At 64.8% G+C, this 15291-nt stretch carries 17 protein-coding genes; 12 read left to right on the top strand and 5 right to left on the bottom strand.

The window, feature by feature from the left end; genetic code table 11:
• Positions 1-370: 370 nt before the first annotated feature.
• Positions 371-592: a hypothetical protein gene (locus NLM15_RS41300; RefSeq protein WP_254123728.1), complete on the top strand. Its 222-nt coding sequence runs from the start codon at positions 371-373 to the stop codon at positions 590-592.
• Positions 593-608: 16 nt separating this feature from the next.
• The gene (locus NLM15_RS41295) at positions 609-1562 is read left to right on the top strand and encodes an aliphatic sulfonate ABC transporter substrate-binding protein (protein WP_254123727.1); all 954 of its coding nucleotides are present in this window, start codon (positions 609-611) and stop codon (positions 1560-1562) included.
• A gap of 6 nt (positions 1563-1568) precedes the next feature.
• Here the strand turns inward: NLM15_RS41295 and NLM15_RS41290 are convergent, their stop codons facing one another.
• The 3 genes from NLM15_RS41290 to NLM15_RS41280 all read right to left on the bottom strand — a co-directional run bounded on the left by NLM15_RS41290 (position 1569) and on the right by NLM15_RS41280 (position 4543).
• On the bottom strand, positions 1569-2351 hold the full coding sequence (locus tag NLM15_RS41290; protein WP_254123726.1) for an alpha/beta fold hydrolase: 783 nt from the start codon (positions 2349-2351) through the stop codon (positions 1569-1571).
• 4 nt (positions 2352-2355) lie between these two features.
• The gene (locus NLM15_RS41285; protein WP_254123725.1) at positions 2356-3651 is read right to left on the bottom strand and encodes an O-acetylhomoserine aminocarboxypropyltransferase; all 1296 of its coding nucleotides are present in this window, start codon (positions 3649-3651) and stop codon (positions 2356-2358) included.
• Positions 3652-3748: 97 nt separating this feature from the next.
• Complete coding sequence (locus NLM15_RS41280) at positions 3749-4543, bottom strand: IclR family transcriptional regulator (protein WP_254123724.1); 795 nt, start codon at positions 4541-4543, stop codon at positions 3749-3751.
• 130 nt (positions 4544-4673) lie between these two features.
• On the opposite strand from NLM15_RS41280, the gene NLM15_RS41275 reads away from it, so the two are divergent.
• Genes NLM15_RS41275 through NLM15_RS41250 form a run of 6 tightly spaced genes read left to right on the top strand, consistent with a single transcriptional unit; the run spans position 4674 to position 9279 of the window.
• Positions 4674-5639 carry a tripartite tricarboxylate transporter substrate binding protein gene (locus tag NLM15_RS41275; RefSeq protein WP_254123723.1) on the top strand — a complete coding sequence of 322 codons (966 nt, stop codon included), beginning with the start codon at positions 4674-4676 and terminating at the stop codon, positions 5637-5639.
• Positions 5640-5642: 3 nt separating this feature from the next.
• Complete coding sequence (locus tag NLM15_RS41270) at positions 5643-6260, top strand: flavin reductase family protein (protein ID WP_254123722.1); 618 nt, start codon at positions 5643-5645, stop codon at positions 6258-6260.
• A 44-nt stretch (positions 6261-6304) separates the two neighbouring features.
• The gene (locus NLM15_RS41265) at positions 6305-7165 is read left to right on the top strand and encodes a fumarylacetoacetate hydrolase family protein (RefSeq protein ID WP_254123721.1); all 861 of its coding nucleotides are present in this window, start codon (positions 6305-6307) and stop codon (positions 7163-7165) included.
• Positions 7166-7168: 3 nt separating this feature from the next.
• The gene (hpaH, locus tag NLM15_RS41260) at positions 7169-7972 is read left to right on the top strand and encodes a 2-oxo-hept-4-ene-1,7-dioate hydratase (RefSeq protein WP_254123720.1); all 804 of its coding nucleotides are present in this window, start codon (positions 7169-7171) and stop codon (positions 7970-7972) included.
• Positions 7973-7996: 24 nt separating this feature from the next.
• Positions 7997-8389, top strand: a complete 393-nt coding sequence (locus tag NLM15_RS41255; RefSeq protein WP_254123719.1) for a RidA family protein — start codon at positions 7997-7999, stop codon at positions 8387-8389.
• A gap of 14 nt (positions 8390-8403) precedes the next feature.
• Positions 8404-9279, top strand: a complete 876-nt coding sequence (locus NLM15_RS41250; protein ID WP_254123718.1) for an amidohydrolase — start codon at positions 8404-8406, stop codon at positions 9277-9279.
• 166 nt (positions 9280-9445) lie between these two features.
• Here NLM15_RS41250 and NLM15_RS41245 read toward each other — a convergent pair whose 3' ends face one another.
• Positions 9446-10453, bottom strand: coding sequence for an LLM class flavin-dependent oxidoreductase (locus tag NLM15_RS41245; protein WP_254123717.1), 1008 nt, complete (start codon positions 10451-10453; stop codon positions 9446-9448).
• A 156-nt stretch (positions 10454-10609) separates the two neighbouring features.
• Here NLM15_RS41245 and NLM15_RS41240 point away from each other — a divergent pair, with 156 nt between their 5' ends.
• The 3 genes from NLM15_RS41240 (at position 10610) to NLM15_RS41230 (ending at position 12544) form a co-directional block, all read left to right on the top strand.
• Positions 10610-11272, top strand: a complete 663-nt coding sequence (locus NLM15_RS41240; protein WP_254123716.1) for an HAD family hydrolase — start codon at positions 10610-10612, stop codon at positions 11270-11272.
• A 127-nt stretch (positions 11273-11399) separates the two neighbouring features.
• Positions 11400-11903, top strand: a complete 504-nt coding sequence (locus tag NLM15_RS41235) for a Twin-arginine translocation pathway signal (protein ID WP_254123715.1) — start codon at positions 11400-11402, stop codon at positions 11901-11903.
• A 74-nt stretch (positions 11904-11977) separates the two neighbouring features.
• Complete coding sequence (locus NLM15_RS41230) at positions 11978-12544, top strand: ferric reductase-like transmembrane domain-containing protein (protein ID WP_254123714.1); 567 nt, start codon at positions 11978-11980, stop codon at positions 12542-12544.
• Positions 12545-12617: 73 nt separating this feature from the next.
• On the opposite strand, the gene NLM15_RS41225 is transcribed toward NLM15_RS41230, so the two are convergent.
• Positions 12618-13112, bottom strand: coding sequence for a septal ring lytic transglycosylase RlpA family protein (locus NLM15_RS41225; RefSeq protein WP_309144973.1), 495 nt, complete (start codon positions 13110-13112; stop codon positions 12618-12620).
• 1103 nt (positions 13113-14215) lie between these two features.
• On the opposite strand from NLM15_RS41225, the gene NLM15_RS41220 reads away from it, so the two are divergent.
• The gene (locus NLM15_RS41220) at positions 14216-15229 is read left to right on the top strand and encodes an outer membrane protein (RefSeq protein WP_254123712.1); all 1014 of its coding nucleotides are present in this window, start codon (positions 14216-14218) and stop codon (positions 15227-15229) included.
• The last annotated feature ends 62 nt before the right edge of the window (positions 15230-15291 follow it).

Below are 15291 nucleotides of genomic sequence, written 5' to 3'. Positions count from 1 at the left end.
GCTTGGTGGCTGCCGTAGCGTATCACGGCAGGCCGCGTATCCGTGTTGAACTCATCGCGAGATGAATCCGTCTGTCAGCGCTTGCGGCGGGAGAAGCGCCCCAGCGCGCCAAAGCCAAATATGGATAGCCATTTCATTGACCGATCGCGTCAATCGCTCGATATTCGAAGCATCGAAACCGCTCCTCGAGCTTGATGCCGCGACATGAGAACCGATCACCAGCGTAACAGAGGCGACATGCAAGCGTGCATGACGCGGCGCTGTTTCTCGGCGGCCACCGGCGCCTGTTGTTGTTGCTGATCGCCTTCTAGCAACTCCCGCACAGCAAATCTCAAGACAGGAACGCCGGCACTTCGGCGAGCGAGCAGACATGTCTCAAGCCCAATCGAACGCCTACATCATCGAAATCCACGATCGCGCCGCCGGCATCATCACGCGGGATGAGCGCGGCTTCCGCTTCTTCTCCTCCGAGCGCCTGTTCGACAGCCTCGAAGGCCGCCAGTTCCGCTCGGCGCGCGAGGCCGAGCGCGCAGCACGCGCCCTGCTGTCCGAGAAGGGCCGCCGCGCGAATTCCCAACTCTTCGCCAACTGACCCGGAGCACCACGACATGATCACTCGACGACACATCCTCGCAACGACGCTCCTGCTCGCGACCGCCGTCGGCGCGCCCGCGCGCGCCGAGGACAAGCCGGCCGAAATCCGCGTCGGCACGCAGAAGGGCGGCTTCTTCCCGGCGGTGCGCCAGCGTCAAACGCTCGAGAATGCCTTCAAGCCGCTGGGTATCGAGGTCAAGTGGATCGACTTCCAGTTCGGTCCGCCGCTGCTGGAGGCCATCAATGTCGGCAGCGTCGATTTCGGCTTCGTCGGCGACACCCCACCGATCTTCGCCCAGGCGGGCGGGGCCAAGATCCGCTATGTCGCGGCGGTGAAGTCCGAAGGCGACAATCAGGCGATTATCGTGCCGAAGGACTCGCCGATCAGGACGTTGGCCGATCTCAAGGGCAAGCGCGTCGCCTTCGGCAAGGGATCGAGCGCTCACAATCTCCTGGTCGTCTCGCTCGAAAAGGCAGGGCTGTCGTGGTCCGACGTCACGCCGGCGCCGCTCGCGCCTGCTGATGCAACGGCGGCCTTCGTCAAGGGTTCGGTCGACGCCTGGTCGATCTGGGATCCGTATCTGGCGCTCGCCGAATTGAAGGAGAACGCGCGGGTTCTCGCCTTCGACAAGGACGTGCACAAGCCGAACGCCTATTACATCGCCAACACGGATTTCGTTGAGAAGTATCCGTCACTGGTCGCCAAGCTCAACACGACGTTTGCATCCGAAGGCAAGTGGGCGGAAGCGCATCACGAGGAGGTCGCGAAAGCGCAATCCGAGGCGACCGGTGTGGACATCGAGGCGGTCAGACGTTTCGTGAATCGCTCGACTTACAGCGTGGTGCCGCTCGACGCCGAGGTGATCAAGGGCCAGCAAGCCGTCGCCGACCGCTTTGCAAAGCTCGGCCTGATTCCGAAGCCGGTCAACGTCTCCGACATCGTCTGGAAGTGGACGCCGGGCTCCTGAGAGGACTCAGCCCTTCAGCGCTGCCAGTAACTCATCCGGACGCTCGGCCATGATCATGTGGCCCGCGCCCGGCACCACGACGGTCTTCGCATGCGGGATCGCCGCGGCGAGCGCCTTGCCGGCTTTCACCGGCGTCATCATGTCTCGCTCGCCGAGGATGAGGGTCGCAGGCACCTTCACACTCGCGGCAGCGGCAAGTGCGTTCGCGTAGGCATTGCAGGCGGACAGATCCCTGAACAGCACGCCCGGCTCGCAAGCCTGAAGCACCGCCTGCGCGCCGCCATGCATCCACAGGCCCGGTGCGAGGCTGCCGCCGAGCTCGGCGTTGAAGCCCAGACCCCAGATCGACACCATATCGTTTGCATCCTGCGAGTTGGCTTCGGCGGCCTTGAGCAGATCCGGGCCGACCGTCATGGTCGCGGCGGTGCCGATCAGGCTCAGCGCCGAGACCTTGTCGGGGTGACGCGCCGCGGTCTCCAGCGAGATCAGCGATCCCATGGAGTGGCCGATCAGATGCGCCTTGGCCACGCCGGCCGCATCAAGCAGCGCGGCCGTCCAGTCGGCCATCTCGGCAATGCTTCCCAGTGAAGGTCCGGCCGAGCGGCCATGGCCGGGGAGATCAGGCGCCAGCACGCCAAACCCGTGATGGGCGAACCAGCGCGTATGCAGCGCCCAGGTCGAACGATCGAAACCGGCACCATGGAGGAAGACGACCGTGGGCAGGGACTTGTCGAAGTCGCAGCCGCCGGTCGCGACAAACACATCAGTGCCGTTGACGGAAAGCTTCATGGCGTCAGACCTTTTGCGAGATGCGTAGCGCTTGGGCGAGATCGTCGATGATGTCGGACGCCGTCTCGATGCCGACGGACAGCCGCACCAGCTCCTCGCCGATGCCGGCGGCCTTGAGCTGCTCGGCATCCATCTGCTGATGCGTGGTCGAGGCCGGATGGATCACCAGCGTCTTGGCGTCGCCGACATTGGCGAGATGGCTGATCATGCGCAAGCTTTCGATGAACTTGCGGCCCGCGGGCCGGCCTCCCTTGATGCCGAAGGAGACGATCGAGCCCGCGCCGCGCGGCAGCAGCGTTTTTGCGAGTTGATAGTCGGGATGGGTCTCCAGCGAGGGATGCAGCACCCAGTCGACGGCCTTGTTGGCCTTCAATGCTTCCAGCACCAGGTGCGTGTTCTGCATGTGCCGGTCCATGCGCACGCCGAGCGTCTCGACGCCCTGCAAGAGCTGGAAGGCGTTGGTTGGCGACAGGCAGGCGCCGAAATCGCGCAGGCCCTCGGTGCGTGCGCGCATGATGAAGGCGCTCGTGCCGAACTGCTCGTCGAAGACGATGCCGTGATAGCCGCCATAGGGTTCGGTCAGCACGCCGAACTTGCCGGAGCCGCGCCAGTCGAAGCGGCCGCCGTCGACGATGGCGCCGCCGATCGCGATGCCGTGGCCGCCGATCCATTTGGTCGCCGACTGCATGACGATGTCGGCGCCGAGCTCGATGGGGCGGCTGAGATAGGGCGTGGCAAAGGTGTTGTCGATCAGCAGCGGAATCTTCGCCTGATGCGCGATCGCCGCGACCTCCGGAATATCGAGCACCTCGAGCCCGGGATTGCCGATGGTCTCGCCGATCACGAGCTTCGTGTTCGGCTTGATCGCCGCACGGAATGCGTCGAGATCGCGCGGTTTGACGAAGCTGGTGGTGATGCCGAAGCGCGGCAGCGTGTGCGCCAGCAGATTGATGGTGCCGCCATAGAGCGAGCTCGACGCCACGATGTGGTCGCCGGCGCTCAGCAACGTCGCGATGGCCAGATGCATCGCGGCCATGCCGCTCGCGGTGCAGATCGCGCCGACGCCGCCCTCCAGCGCCGCGAGCCGCTCCTCCAGCACGCCGGTGGTCGGATTGGAGATGCGCGTGTAGATGTGGCCGGCGCGTTCGAGATTGAACAGCGCGGCGGCGTGGTCGGAATCCTGGAACACGTAGGACGTGGTCTGGTAGATCGGCACCGCGCGGGCGCCGGTCGCGGGATCAGGATGCTGGCCCGCATGCAGGCTCAGGGTCTCGAAGGCAGGCGGTTTCGGCGCGGGCATGCGTGGCCTCGTTGGTCGGTCGGCGGAGGCGGTCGTTGTGCCACAAAAACGCGCGCCAAGTCAGCCCATTGACAGCGTCGCGTGATGCCGCGCAGCGCTAGCCGCCGATCGCCTGCTCGATGATCCCTGTCTCGCGCAGGAGTATCTCCACGACTTCCTGCTCGCGGCGCGGGCCGAGCCTCGTTCGGACGGCGGACACCGTCATCGCCGCGGCGGGGCGGCCGTCCGGGGTCTTGATCCAGGTTGAGATCGATTTCGTGCCCTGCACGAGACCGATCTCCCTCATGCCGTATCCCAGCCGTCTCGCCGCGGTGACCTCGCCGAGCACCGTCGCAACGTCGGTCCGGTAGGACTCAAATCTCTTCTCGTTGGCTGCGACGATTTTTCGCGCGTCCTGCGCCGGCATCGCCGCGAGGATGGCAACGCCTGCACTGGAGACGCCGAGCGGCCGGCGCGCGCCGACCTCGATCGACAGTACCTGAATCGGATAGATGCCGATCCTGCGATCGACGCACAGCGTGTCGTTGCCGGTCCGCACCGTCAGGAACAGCGTGTCGCCGATCTCCGCGGAGGCGCGCCGCAGCGACGGAGTTGCGGCGACCAGCAGCCGCGAGGGCCGCGCCCGTGCGAGCGCCAGCTCCGGCACCTGGTTGCCGATCGCGTAGCGGCCAGTCTTGCCATGCCGTTCGACGATGCCTTCCTCGATCAGCACGTGGACGATGCGATGCACGGTCGGACGGGTGAGGCCGGTTGCCCGCACGACCTCGGCCAATGGCACACCATCCTCGCGGCCTGCGGCAAGAATGCGCAGCACGGCCAGCGCGCGCCGGATCGCCTGCGCACCTTGTCGCGGCTCTGCGGAACTGTTGGCGGGCTTGCGTGTCTTGTCCATAATATGGACAAGAACGCCACAATTCGCTCGACAGGTAAAGCGCGCATCTGGAGATTGCGCCGCGATCGGGCGCCATGCACGACAGGCAACGGCACTCGAAGTGAATTGGAAGCGCCGCCGGGAGGTTAACATGAGATTAATCTGGATTGCCATAGCAGCCGCTGCCGCGATGCTGGCGGGACCCGCCTTGGGCCAGCAATGGCCGGCGCGCAACGTCAAGCTGATCGTACCCTATCCGGCCGGCGGCAACGTCGACAGCGCCGCCCGCATCATCGCCGACAAGCTCCAGGAAAAGCTCGGCCAGCCCTTCATCATCGAGAACAAGGCCGGCGCCGGCGGCATGATCGCGGGCGAAGCCTTCGCGAAGTCTGCGCCGGACGGCTACACGCTGTTCGTCGGCGCCAACGGTCCGGTTCTGTTCGCGACCGAAATCAACAAGCGCGAGGCCTATAGCTGGAAGAAGGACTTTCTTCCCATTTCGACGATCTCGATGACGCCGCTGGTGCTCGAGGTCCATCCGTCGGTGCAGGCAAACAATTTCAAGGAATTCATCGACCTCGCCAAGCGCGAGCCCGGCAAGCTGACCATGGCCTCGCCCGGTCCCGGCACCACCAACCACCTCCTCAGCGAGCTGATGCAGTCGAACCTGGACCTGCAATGGGTCACCGCGCATTACCGCGGCAACGCGCCGGCGATCAACGATCTGCTCGGCGGCCAGGTGCAGTTCGCGTTCGACCAGCTCACGGTCAGCCTCCAGCACATCAAGGCCGGCCTGTTCCGCGCGCTCGCGGTGACGAGCCCGCATCGCCTGAAGTCGCTGCCTGACGTCCCGACCTTCGCCGAACTTGGCTACAAGGACTTCGACGGCCAGACCTTTACGGGCCTGTTCGCGCCCGCAGGCACGCCGGCGCCTGTCGTCGACAAGCTGCACGAGACGCTGGTCGCAATCCTGAAGGACCCCGGCGTGGTCGACAAGTTCGAGAAGCTCGGCGGCGAAGCCACGCCGATGACGCCGGACGAGTTCAAGGCCTATCTCGAGCGCGAGGACGCCAAGTGGATTCCGGTCGTGCGCAAGGCCAACATCAAGGCTGACTGATCGATGCGGATCGACCCCACCGAGCTTGGCGCGGAGCGCATCTACCGGCTGATGACCGGCATCGTGGTGCCGCGCCCGATCGCGTGGGTGACGAGCCTGTCGCGCAGCGGCGTGCTCAACCTCGCGCCGTTCAGCGCCTTCACCTTCGTCTCGCAGAAGCCGCCGATGCTGGCCATCAGCGTCGGCCGCAAGGGAGCCGACTACAAGGACACCGCGCACAACATCCTCGACACCGAGGAATATGTGATCCACATCGCCGATACGCCGCTGATGTCAGCGGTGCACGACAGCTCCGTCGAGCATCCCCCTGAAATCAGCGAGGTCGCGGAGCTCGGCCTGGAAACGCTCGCGAGCGAGCGCATCAAGGTGCCACGGCTTGGCGCTGCGCCGGTCGCGATGGAGTGCCGCTTCCGGCAATGCCTCGAATTCGGCGAGGCGCGCAGCCGGCTCATCGTCGGCGAGGTCGTGATGTTCCACATCCGCGACGGCCTCGTGAACGACGGCAAGGTCGAGACCAAGGCGCTCGACCCGATCGCGCGCATCGGCGGACCGCGCTACGCCCGGCTCGGCGAGATCGTGACGCTGAACACCGTCTTCCAGACTCCCAAATCGAAAGACTGAGCGCGCAGCCTTGGGCCGCGCCTGAAGACCATTGGAGAACGACCATGCGACTCGTGAGCTATCTGGTGGATGGAGAGCCGCGCTACGGCGCGGCCGTCGCGGGCGGCGTGGTCGATCTGACGAAGCGGATTGGCCGCGACTTCTCCGACGTGAAGGCGCTGATCGCCGCCAATGCGCTCGCCGACGCGCAGGAAGCGGTGGCCGGCGCGACGCCCGATTACGAACTGGAAAATCTCGTCCTGCTGCCGCCGGTGCTGGCGCCGGAAAAGCTCTGGTGCATCGGCGTCAACTACGCCGAGCGCAACGCGGAATATAAAGACAATTCGGACCTGCCCAAATATCCGAGCCTGTTCGTGCGCAGCATGTCGTCGATGACGGGCTCCGGCCAGCCGCTCGAGAAGCCCAAGGTGTCCGAGCAGCTCGACTATGAGGGCGAGCTCGTCATCGTGATCGGGCAGGGCGGCCGTCACATCCCGCGCGAAAAAGCCTTCGCGCACATCTTCGGCATGACGCTGTGCAACGAGGGCACGATCCGCGACTGGCTGCGCCACGGCAAGTTCAACGTCACGCAAGGCAAGAACTTCGATCGCTCCGGCAGCATCGGGCCGTGGCTCGTCACGGCGGACGAGCTCGATCCGCGCGGGCCGCACGACATCGTCACGCGCGTCAACGGCGAGGTGCGGCAGCAGGACACGACCGAACGGCTGATGTTCCCGTTCGATTTCCTGATCTCCTATCTCTCGACCTTCGCGACCCTGAAGCCCGGCGACATGATCGTGACGGGCACGCCGACAGGCGCGGGCGTCCGCTTCGATCCGCCGCGTTGGCTGAAAGTTGGCGATGTCGTCGAAGTCGAGTCGAGCGGCATCGGCGTGCTGCGCAACGTCGTCGCCGCGGAGAGTTGAGCCATGCTGGACGCCGCCACGATCGAACGCCTTGCCGCGCGCCTCGATGAGGCCGAGCGCACCAAGGCGCTGATCCCGATGTTCACGAAGGAATATCCCGATTTCAGCATCGAGGACGCTTACGCCGTCCAGCGCGCCTGGACCAGGCTTCAGCTCGGCCGCGGCCGCGTCATCAAGGGCCACAAGATCGGCCTGACCTCGAAGGCGATGCAGAATGCGGTCGGCATCTCCGAGCCCGATTACGGCGTGCTGTTCGCCGACATGTTCTATGCCGACGCCACGCCCATTCCGTTCGACCGCTTTCACGCGCCGCGGATCGAGGTCGAGCTCGCCTTCGTGCTGAAAGCGCCGCTGCGCGGTCCCGACTGCACCATCTTCGACGTGCTCAACGCCACCGACTACGTCACGCCCGCGCTCGAAATCCTGGAGACGCGCATGCATCGCGTCGATCCCGAGACCGGCAAAACGCGAAAAGTCATGGACACGATCTCGGACAACGCCGCCAATGCGGCGCTGGTGCTCGGCGGCCGGCCGTTCCGCCCGATGGATGCGGACCTGCGCTGGATCGGCGCGCTCTTGTTCCGCAACGGCGAGGTCGAGGAGACCGGGCTTGCCGCCGGCGTGCTCAATCATCCCGCCAATGGCATCGCCTGGCTCGCCAACCGCCTCGCGCCGCATGACGAACACCTCGCGGCCGGCGAGGTGGTGCTGGCGGGATCGTTCACGCGTCCGGTCGACATCCGCCGCGGCGACACGTTTCACGCCGACTACGGCGCCTTCGGCTCGGTGTCGTGCCAGTTCGTCTGAACCAACAATAAAAGGGAGCGCACCATGACAGGCCAAACGCGGCGCAAGAGCATCCATATCGGCGGCTTCAAGCACGCCAACCCGATCCCGAACGCCTGCCGCATCGGCAATCTCGTGATGTCCGGCGTCATCCTCGGCCGTGATGCGGCCGGCGCGATGCCCGAGAGCCTCGACGCGCAATGCGCCAACATGTTCGCGCATATGAAGGCGACGGTTGAGGCGGCGGGCGGCACCACCGACGACATCATCAAGATGACGGTGTGGCTGAAGGATCGCACGCAGCGCGGCCCTGTTAATGTCGAGTGGCTGAAGATGTTTCCGGACGAGCATTCGCGCCCCGCCCGCCACGCGTTGCCGATGGACAACATGGACGGCGGCGCGCTGGTGCAGTGCGACTTCACCGCCGTGATCGACTGAAGGAGCAATAGCGCATGCCGACCTATCTGCCGTTCGATCCCAATCCGCGCCGCCCGGTCAAAGCACCGCCGCCGAAGACCGTCGACAGCCAGTTTCACGTGCTGGGTCCGATCGATAAATATCCGGAGCGTCCCGGTGCGGCCTATCGGATGCCCACGGCAACCTGGGAAGCGGCGCTGCGCGTGCACAAGACGCTCGGCATCGAGCGCGGCATCATCGTGCAGACCACGACCTACGGCGCGGATCATTCCGTCGTGCTCGACGGCCTCGCCGCGATGGGCCCGAACTATCGCGGCTGTGCCAACGCGCTGGTGTTCGCGGAGGCGAGCGACTCTTATCTTTCCAAGCTGCATGACGCCGGCGTGCGCGGCGCGCGCTTCAGTTTTCGACAGGAATTGGGCGCGGTGCTGTCGGACCAGGACTTTGCGCGTGCGATCGCACGCATCCGCGAGCTCGGCTGGTACGTGAAAATCCAGCCGGAGAAGGACGGCATCATCTCCAGCGTCGCCAAGTACGAGAACCTCGACGTGCCCGTGCTGATCGACCACATGGCGCGGCCGGTGCCCGCGAATGGCAAGGACGATCCGAATTTGCGCAAGATGCTGGAGCTGCTCAAGAAGGGTAATTTCTGGGTCATGCTCTCGCTCGGCGAGAAGACCTCGCAGGTTGGCCCTCCCTATGACGACGTGATCCCGATCGCGCGCACCTATATCGAGGCCGCCATCGACCGCTGCGTCTGGGCCAGCGACTGGCCGCATCCGGTCTCCGTCAAGCAGCCGCCGAACGACGCCGATCTGCTCGAGCTGATGTTCCGCTATGTCGCGGACCAGGCGGAGCTTGAAAAGATCCTCGTGCACAATCCGGCGAAGCTGTTCGGGTTTCCGGACTGAAGCTCTGCGCGCGCCTCGTCCTTCGAGACGACCGCTCTGCGGTCTCCTCAGGATGAGGCTAAGCGGCACCGGTGCCTACTGAACTGCTGCCGCGCGCTCTGCCCTCATCCTGAGGAGCCCGCCGAAAGCGGGCGTCTCGAAGGATGGGCCACAGGGAAACCGATTCTTACGTCACCGGCTGCGCCGCCAGCCTGTCCCGCACCTCGGCCGCGATCTCGAACGAGCGCAGCCGCGCGGCGTGGTCGTAGATCTGCCCCGTGGTCATCAGCTCGTCCGCGCCGGTCTCGGCGATCAGCGCCTTGAGCTTCGCTTCAACGACGGCAGGCGAGCCGACCGCGGAGCAGGACAGCGACTGGCCGACGCCGGCCTTCTCCGCCGGCGACCACAGCGCGTCCATGTCGTCGGCCGGCGGCGGCAGCGGGCCGGGGGTGCCGCGGCGCAGATTGATGAACTGCTGCTGCAGCGAGGAGAACATCCGCCGCGCCTCGGCGTCGCTGTCCGAGGCGAACACGTTGACGCCGACCATCGCATAGGGTTCTTCCAACTGCGGCGATGGCTCGAACCGCGCGCGGTATTCGCGCAGCGCCGGCATCATCATCTGCGGCGCGAAATGCGAGGCGAACGCGAACGGCAGGCCGAGCATCGCCGCAAGCTGCGCGCCGAAGGTGCTCGATCCCAGGATCCACAGCGGCACCTTCGTTCCCATGCCGGGCACGGCGCGGATCGCCTGGTTCGGCTGCACGTCGCCGAGCAGCGCCTGCAACTCCAGCACGTCATGCGGAAAGTTCTCGGAACTGGTGGCGAGGTCGCGCCGCAGCGCCCGCGCGGTGAACTGGTCGGTGCCCGGCGCGCGCCCCAGCCCGAGATCGATGCGGCCCGGATAAAGCGAGGCCAGCGTGCCGAACTGCTCGGCGATGACCAGCGGCGAATGGTTCGGCAGCATAATCCCGCCGGAGCCGACACGGATGGTTTTGGTCCCGCCCGCGACATGCCCGATCACCACTGACGTCGCGGCGCTCGCAATCCCCGTCATGTTGTGATGCTCGGCGAGCCAGAACCGCTTGAAGCCCCAGGCCTCGGCATGCTGGGCGAGATCGAGCGAATTGCGAAACGCCTGCGCCGCATCGCCACCTTGGCGGATGGGCGCGAGGTCGAGCACGGAGAAGGGGATCATTGGGGATACCGGTGAGGGGCGCGGAGCATGCCTGCCGATACGTAGTGCCTGCTATCAAAAACGCCAGTGCTGTCATCCGGACCGGTATGGCCCCCGCCCACAGTCCCGGATATAGCGGGACACTCTGATCAACTGCGCGCCTGGAGCATCGCAAGGATGACGTTTGCAAGTCCCGAGCTCATTATCTTCGATTCGGACGGGGTTCTGGTCGATAGTGAGGTTATCGCGCTGACCGTCTTTGCCCGAATTGCAGCGGAGGAAGGCGTGGCAATCAGCGTGGACGACGCCATACGCTCTTTCCGAGGGGTAAAGATGGCGGATTGCGTGCGCGAAATTGAACGCCGGTCAGGCCGCAGCGTCCGAGACACTTTCATCGCCGACGTTCGACGTGCAACCGCGCTGGCTTTTGATGCCGAATTGAAGCCCGTCGAAGGGATCCATGCCGCGTTGGCTGAAATTACCGTTCCTGTTTGCGTAGCGTCCAACGGGCCCATGTCGAAGCTCACACATGCGCTTGGATTGACGAAACTGCTGGGGCGCTTCGAAGGACGCATCTTCAGCGCGTACGAGGTTGGCTCGTGGAAGCCGGATCCCGGCCTGTTCCTGCATGCCGCTCAAACGTTGGGCGCGCACCCCTCACGTTGCGTCGTTGTTGAGGACTCGTTGTCCGGAGTTCGCGCGGCAAAGGCCGCAGGAATGAGAGTCCTGGGCTTCACTGGAGGTGATCCGGGAGTCGAGCTGGAGTCGGCAGCTATTTGCGACGACGTCGTTCGTCGGATGAGCGACCTGCCGGCTTTGTTGGAACTTCATATGGAATGATTGCACCGCAACTCCGTTCACAACCCTGTTATTGCGGGCCACGACGGCCTTCGTCTCAACTGGGCGTTTTGCGCTTGTTGTTGTACCCTCGGCGCAGCCACTGCACGGTTGTTCAGGAGGAACCGACATGACCCTGATCGTCTTCAATCGCCGCCGCCTCCTTGCTGCCGGCGGCTCCGTCCTGGCAACGGGTGTTTTGACAAATGCGGTTTCGGGGCTGCTGTTGCCGGCCCGCGCGGAAGGCCTCGCGCCGACCGAGACGATGTCGGGCGGGGCGAACAACTACCGCAAGGGCGCGGCGATCGTGGATCGGATCGGCAAGGGCGGTTTCTGGATGAGCGGCACCGTGCGCCGCGCCGGCGACGGGGCTCCACTTGCCGGGCAGCGCATTCAGATCTGGGCGCACACGACCGAAGGTCAGGAGCACGAGCCGCAGAGTCACGGCGCCACGCTCACCGACAAGGACGGAAAATTCCGGCTCGAGATGCCGCAGATCATTCCCATCTTCGGCCAGCCGCATGGCCACCTCGCCTATGACAGCGGTGAATTCAAAACCGTCTTCCTGCGGCCGGTGATGCGGAGCGCAAAGGAAACCAGCCTCGAGGCGCACTTCGTCCTTCAGCCGGCCTGACAGCGTTGCAAGAGAAGGGGAGGAGATCGGCCCGGGCGACCCTGATCTGGGTCGCCCTTGCTTTGGCCGTTGGCGTGCCGATCGCCGCAGCAGCGGGGAGCGAGCAGCTCGCATGGCGCGGTCCGGTCTACATCCTGGCTGGCTTCGCCGGGATCATCGCCCTCGGGCTTGTGCTCGTTCAGCCGTTGCTGATCGGCGGATATTTGCCGGGACTGTCGGCTTATCGTGGACGGCGTGCCCATCACTGGATCGGCGGCGCGCTGGTGCTGGCGGTGGTGATCCATGTCGCCGGCCTCTGGATCACCAGCCCGCCCGACATGATCGATGCCCTGACCTTTTCATCGCCGACGCCGTTCTCTCCCTTCGGTGTGACCGCCATGTGGGCCATCTTCGCGGTCGCGCTTCTGGCTCTCTTGCGTCGGCGATTGGGTCTGCGGCTGCGCACCTGGCGCATCATCCATATTCCCCTCGCGATCGTCATCGTTGCAGGGAGCGTCGCCCATTGCCTGCTGATCGAGGGGACGATGGAGACAATTTCCAAGGTGGCGCTCTGCGCGCTCGTTCTCGCAGCAACCGTCAAAGCCATGGTTGACCTGCAGCTGTGGCGAAAGCGAAGGACGTTGCGCGGCGAGAGCTCGTAGCCCGGATCGAGCGGCGCGCAATCCGGGACGGATTACGCTTGCCATCCGGGCTACGCCATTTCGCGTGGGATGTTCAGCCCAGCGGTCCCGGGGTCCAATCGTCTCCTGAAAGCGGGATAACTCTTACTTCACGAATGACTCCCAGCTCCAGGCTTGGATCGAAATGGCGCATCGTCCGCTCGTTGAAGTCAATGATGCGGCCAGGCCTTAACGGCCCCACGTCATTGATCTTGACGATGACCTTCTTGCCGACGGCCTCGACGAGGGCAAACTTCGGCCTTGCGCCAAATTGGACCCCACCAAATTTCCTGCGCAAACTCGTCTTGATGGCAGCCGCCCAGACAGAGGGATCATAGCGCTCGCCGGAGGCTGTGCTCGGACCGCCCTCTTCCTTACCGGGCTTGAACGGATTGTACATGGATGCAGCGCCAACGACCGCATCCCCAGAGGCGGCATCGACGACGGCGATTGAGTGAACTCCACCCGCTTCACTTCGAGCAACGGTAACGGAAACGGCAAGCGCAACCAGGGCGCCGCAAATTGCGGCGCTCGAGCGGAACAACATCATAACTCCTGTGATTTTTTCGATCGTCGGTTCCGATACCGCAAGCATGGGCAAGCGAACGCGGAAGCGTTCGTGGACTTGCGCCAATCCTGTGCGGAGTTCGAGCCAACCCCTGGCTACGGAACCGTTGTGCGAACCAGAGTGGTTCCCACGCAGTGTTTTAGGTTGTCACTGACTAAGACAGAGAATGCGTCAGCAGCATGACCTGATGGAACCTGGCGAGCGTGGCGCATGCGACGTTGACCGAGAAGCTGACACGCCGCGCGTGCATTGCCCGTCGGGCAAAACACCTGCCTCTCGTACAAACCCGTCAAGCCTCCTCTGTAAAAATATTCCGCTTTACCGAAATTCGGAATTACGGCATTCTCTCCACCGTCCCGGTCCGCGGAGAGGGGCGATCGTACGTCGTAACGAACGTGGACCGGGGTGCGGTGGACGCGGCAGCGCCGGGCGCGCGAAGGCGGGACCAGGGCGAGATGAACCTCGTGAGGTCTTGTCTGCGTGCAGACGGACGGCGCCAACGCCTTGCGAAGTCCTTCGGGGCGATGCGGGGCGAGCCGCGTACGGCAAAACCGTGTGGTCTTGACCGTCGTTGCTACGGTCAAGCCTTGCGGAGATGGATCGGGACTCGACCGGGTCGCGGGGCATCGCCAATTCGCGAGGTGACGGAGGCCAGAAGGAACTCGGCTCCGGGGAGAGCGCGCATAAGCCGTCAACCCATCGCGCAGGGAAGGCCGGGTGTTTTCCGGCCCACCTGTTTTCCGCCTGCGCATTTGCGTGTGCAAATTCTTGGCGCAGCGGACCTACGGGTGCCAGCCGGCACCCGGCCTTCCCTGCGCCCTCTTCACTTCAAGAGGGGCCGGAATGACGCAAAACTCGGGCATCTGGTGCCGCGAGAATGCCGCGTCGTGCGTGATTTGAGAATGGTTCTGTCAGAGAGGATTGATGGAGACGCTGGCGCGTGTCGCCCAGAGTCCACACCGCGCTGGAAATCTCCAGCTTGCGTGTCGCAAACGGTCGCACGCGCGGACGCGGTCTCTTTGCGCTTTCCCGATCAGGATTCATAGTGTCCGCCGATGATTTGCAACCGAGGGGCGGGGTATCAAATGACAGCGCGTAAGTGTTTTATCGTGGCTGCGGGCTTGATGACGGCGGGCGCTGCCCATGCCGAGGACATTCCATCCAACGCCGAACTGTTTCGCATGCTCAAGGCGCAGCAGCAGACGATCTCCGAGCTGCGGGCCGAATTGAAGCAGGCGAAACAGGAGCGGCGCGCTGCCACTCCGCGCGAGACGGCTGCACCGACCGTCAGGCCAGCCGGAGGTGACGTCGCGACGGTGGCGGCCACGCCGCCCGCGCAAGCCTATGCGATGTACAACAAGGGGCCTGCAGTCGTGCCGACGCGTAGTGGCGGTGCCTATGTCGGCGTTTTCGGCGGCGGCGGCAGCCGCGGCGGCACTGATGTCAGCCAGTTCGGTACCGTCTTTATCCCCGAGGCCGCCGGCGGTCCTCTGGCTGTCGACGCCACGGGACGAACCAGCAGTGGTGGCGTTGGGTTCGGCGGTGCGCAGCTCGGTTACGAGTGGTCGTATGGCGCGCATCTGCGGCCCGCCCTCGAGATCGAAGGCTTTTATTTGGCGGGTAACCAGCCGCGCGCGACGCTGGCGAACCCCACCGTGCGGCTTATCGAGCGCTCCTTCGACGATACATTCCCCACCCGCACCACGGTGCTTCTGGCGAACATGGTTGTCGGCTTCAACACGCCCTATCAAGGCATCACGCCCTATATCGGCGGCGGCATCGGGGCCGCCAATGTCTCCATCAACGGCGCCTCGTCCACCCAGACCGACCCGGCCGAGCCTGGCATCAACCACTTCAATGCGCGCGCGGACTCCTCGGCCTGGACCTTTGCCGCACAGGCCAAGGCCGGTGCGCGCTTCGCCCTCGGCAACAGCGGCGCCTATCTGTTCGGCGAGTACCGCTATTTGTACGTCGGTAGCGTCAATCAGGTTTTCGGCTCGACCGTCGATCCCGCTCATGCGTCGACCAGCCCGTGGACGGCCAGCTTCGGCGGGACGTCCCACCATCTCGCAGCCGGCGGCGTCGGCTTCGGCTTCTAGCCGAGCTTGATCTCGCGCGAACCGTCGTCCTCTTCACGGAAGAGGGCGACGGAAACAGCAAA

Origin of the sequence: Bradyrhizobium sp. CCGB20 (genome assembly GCF_024199855.1) — a bacterium.
Lineage (GTDB): Bacteria > Pseudomonadota > Alphaproteobacteria > Rhizobiales > Xanthobacteraceae > Bradyrhizobium.
The sequence above is the reverse complement of the archived record's forward strand: the minus strand, read 5'-3'. Positions and strand labels throughout refer to the sequence as shown.

What these genes read in the sequence shown, in the direction of transcription:
- NLM15_RS41280 (WP_254123724.1), bottom strand. Translation starts at nt 4,543, where the DNA reads ATGGACAAGACACGCAAGCCCGCCAACAGTTCCGCAGAGCCGCGACAA.
- hpaH (WP_254123720.1), top strand. Translation starts at nt 7,169, where the DNA reads ATGCTGGACGCCGCCACGATCGAACGCCTTGCCGCGCGCCTCGATGAG.
- NLM15_RS41250 (WP_254123718.1), top strand. Translation starts at nt 8,404, where the DNA reads ATGCCGACCTATCTGCCGTTCGATCCCAATCCGCGCCGCCCGGTCAAA.
- NLM15_RS41220 (WP_254123712.1), top strand. Translation starts at nt 14,216, where the DNA reads ATGACAGCGCGTAAGTGTTTTATCGTGGCTGCGGGCTTGATGACGGCG.
- NLM15_RS41225 (WP_309144973.1), bottom strand. Translation starts at nt 13,112, where the DNA reads ATGATGTTGTTCCGCTCGAGCGCCGCAATTTGCGGCGCCCTGGTTGCG.
- NLM15_RS41270 (WP_254123722.1), top strand. Translation starts at nt 5,643, where the DNA reads ATGCGGATCGACCCCACCGAGCTTGGCGCGGAGCGCATCTACCGGCTG.
- NLM15_RS41295 (WP_254123727.1), top strand. Translation starts at nt 609, where the DNA reads ATGATCACTCGACGACACATCCTCGCAACGACGCTCCTGCTCGCGACC.
- NLM15_RS41265 (WP_254123721.1), top strand. Translation starts at nt 6,305, where the DNA reads ATGCGACTCGTGAGCTATCTGGTGGATGGAGAGCCGCGCTACGGCGCG.
- NLM15_RS41285 (WP_254123725.1), bottom strand. Translation starts at nt 3,651, where the DNA reads ATGCCCGCGCCGAAACCGCCTGCCTTCGAGACCCTGAGCCTGCATGCG.
- NLM15_RS41300 (WP_254123728.1), top strand. Translation starts at nt 371, where the DNA reads ATGTCTCAAGCCCAATCGAACGCCTACATCATCGAAATCCACGATCGC.
- NLM15_RS41275 (WP_254123723.1), top strand. Translation starts at nt 4,674, where the DNA reads ATGAGATTAATCTGGATTGCCATAGCAGCCGCTGCCGCGATGCTGGCG.
- NLM15_RS41290 (WP_254123726.1), bottom strand. Translation starts at nt 2,351, where the DNA reads ATGAAGCTTTCCGTCAACGGCACTGATGTGTTTGTCGCGACCGGCGGC.
- NLM15_RS41235 (WP_254123715.1), top strand. Translation starts at nt 11,400, where the DNA reads ATGACCCTGATCGTCTTCAATCGCCGCCGCCTCCTTGCTGCCGGCGGC.
- NLM15_RS41240 (WP_254123716.1), top strand. Translation starts at nt 10,610, where the DNA reads ATGACGTTTGCAAGTCCCGAGCTCATTATCTTCGATTCGGACGGGGTT.
- NLM15_RS41245 (WP_254123717.1), bottom strand. Translation starts at nt 10,453, where the DNA reads ATGATCCCCTTCTCCGTGCTCGACCTCGCGCCCATCCGCCAAGGTGGC.
- NLM15_RS41255 (WP_254123719.1), top strand. Translation starts at nt 7,997, where the DNA reads ATGACAGGCCAAACGCGGCGCAAGAGCATCCATATCGGCGGCTTCAAG.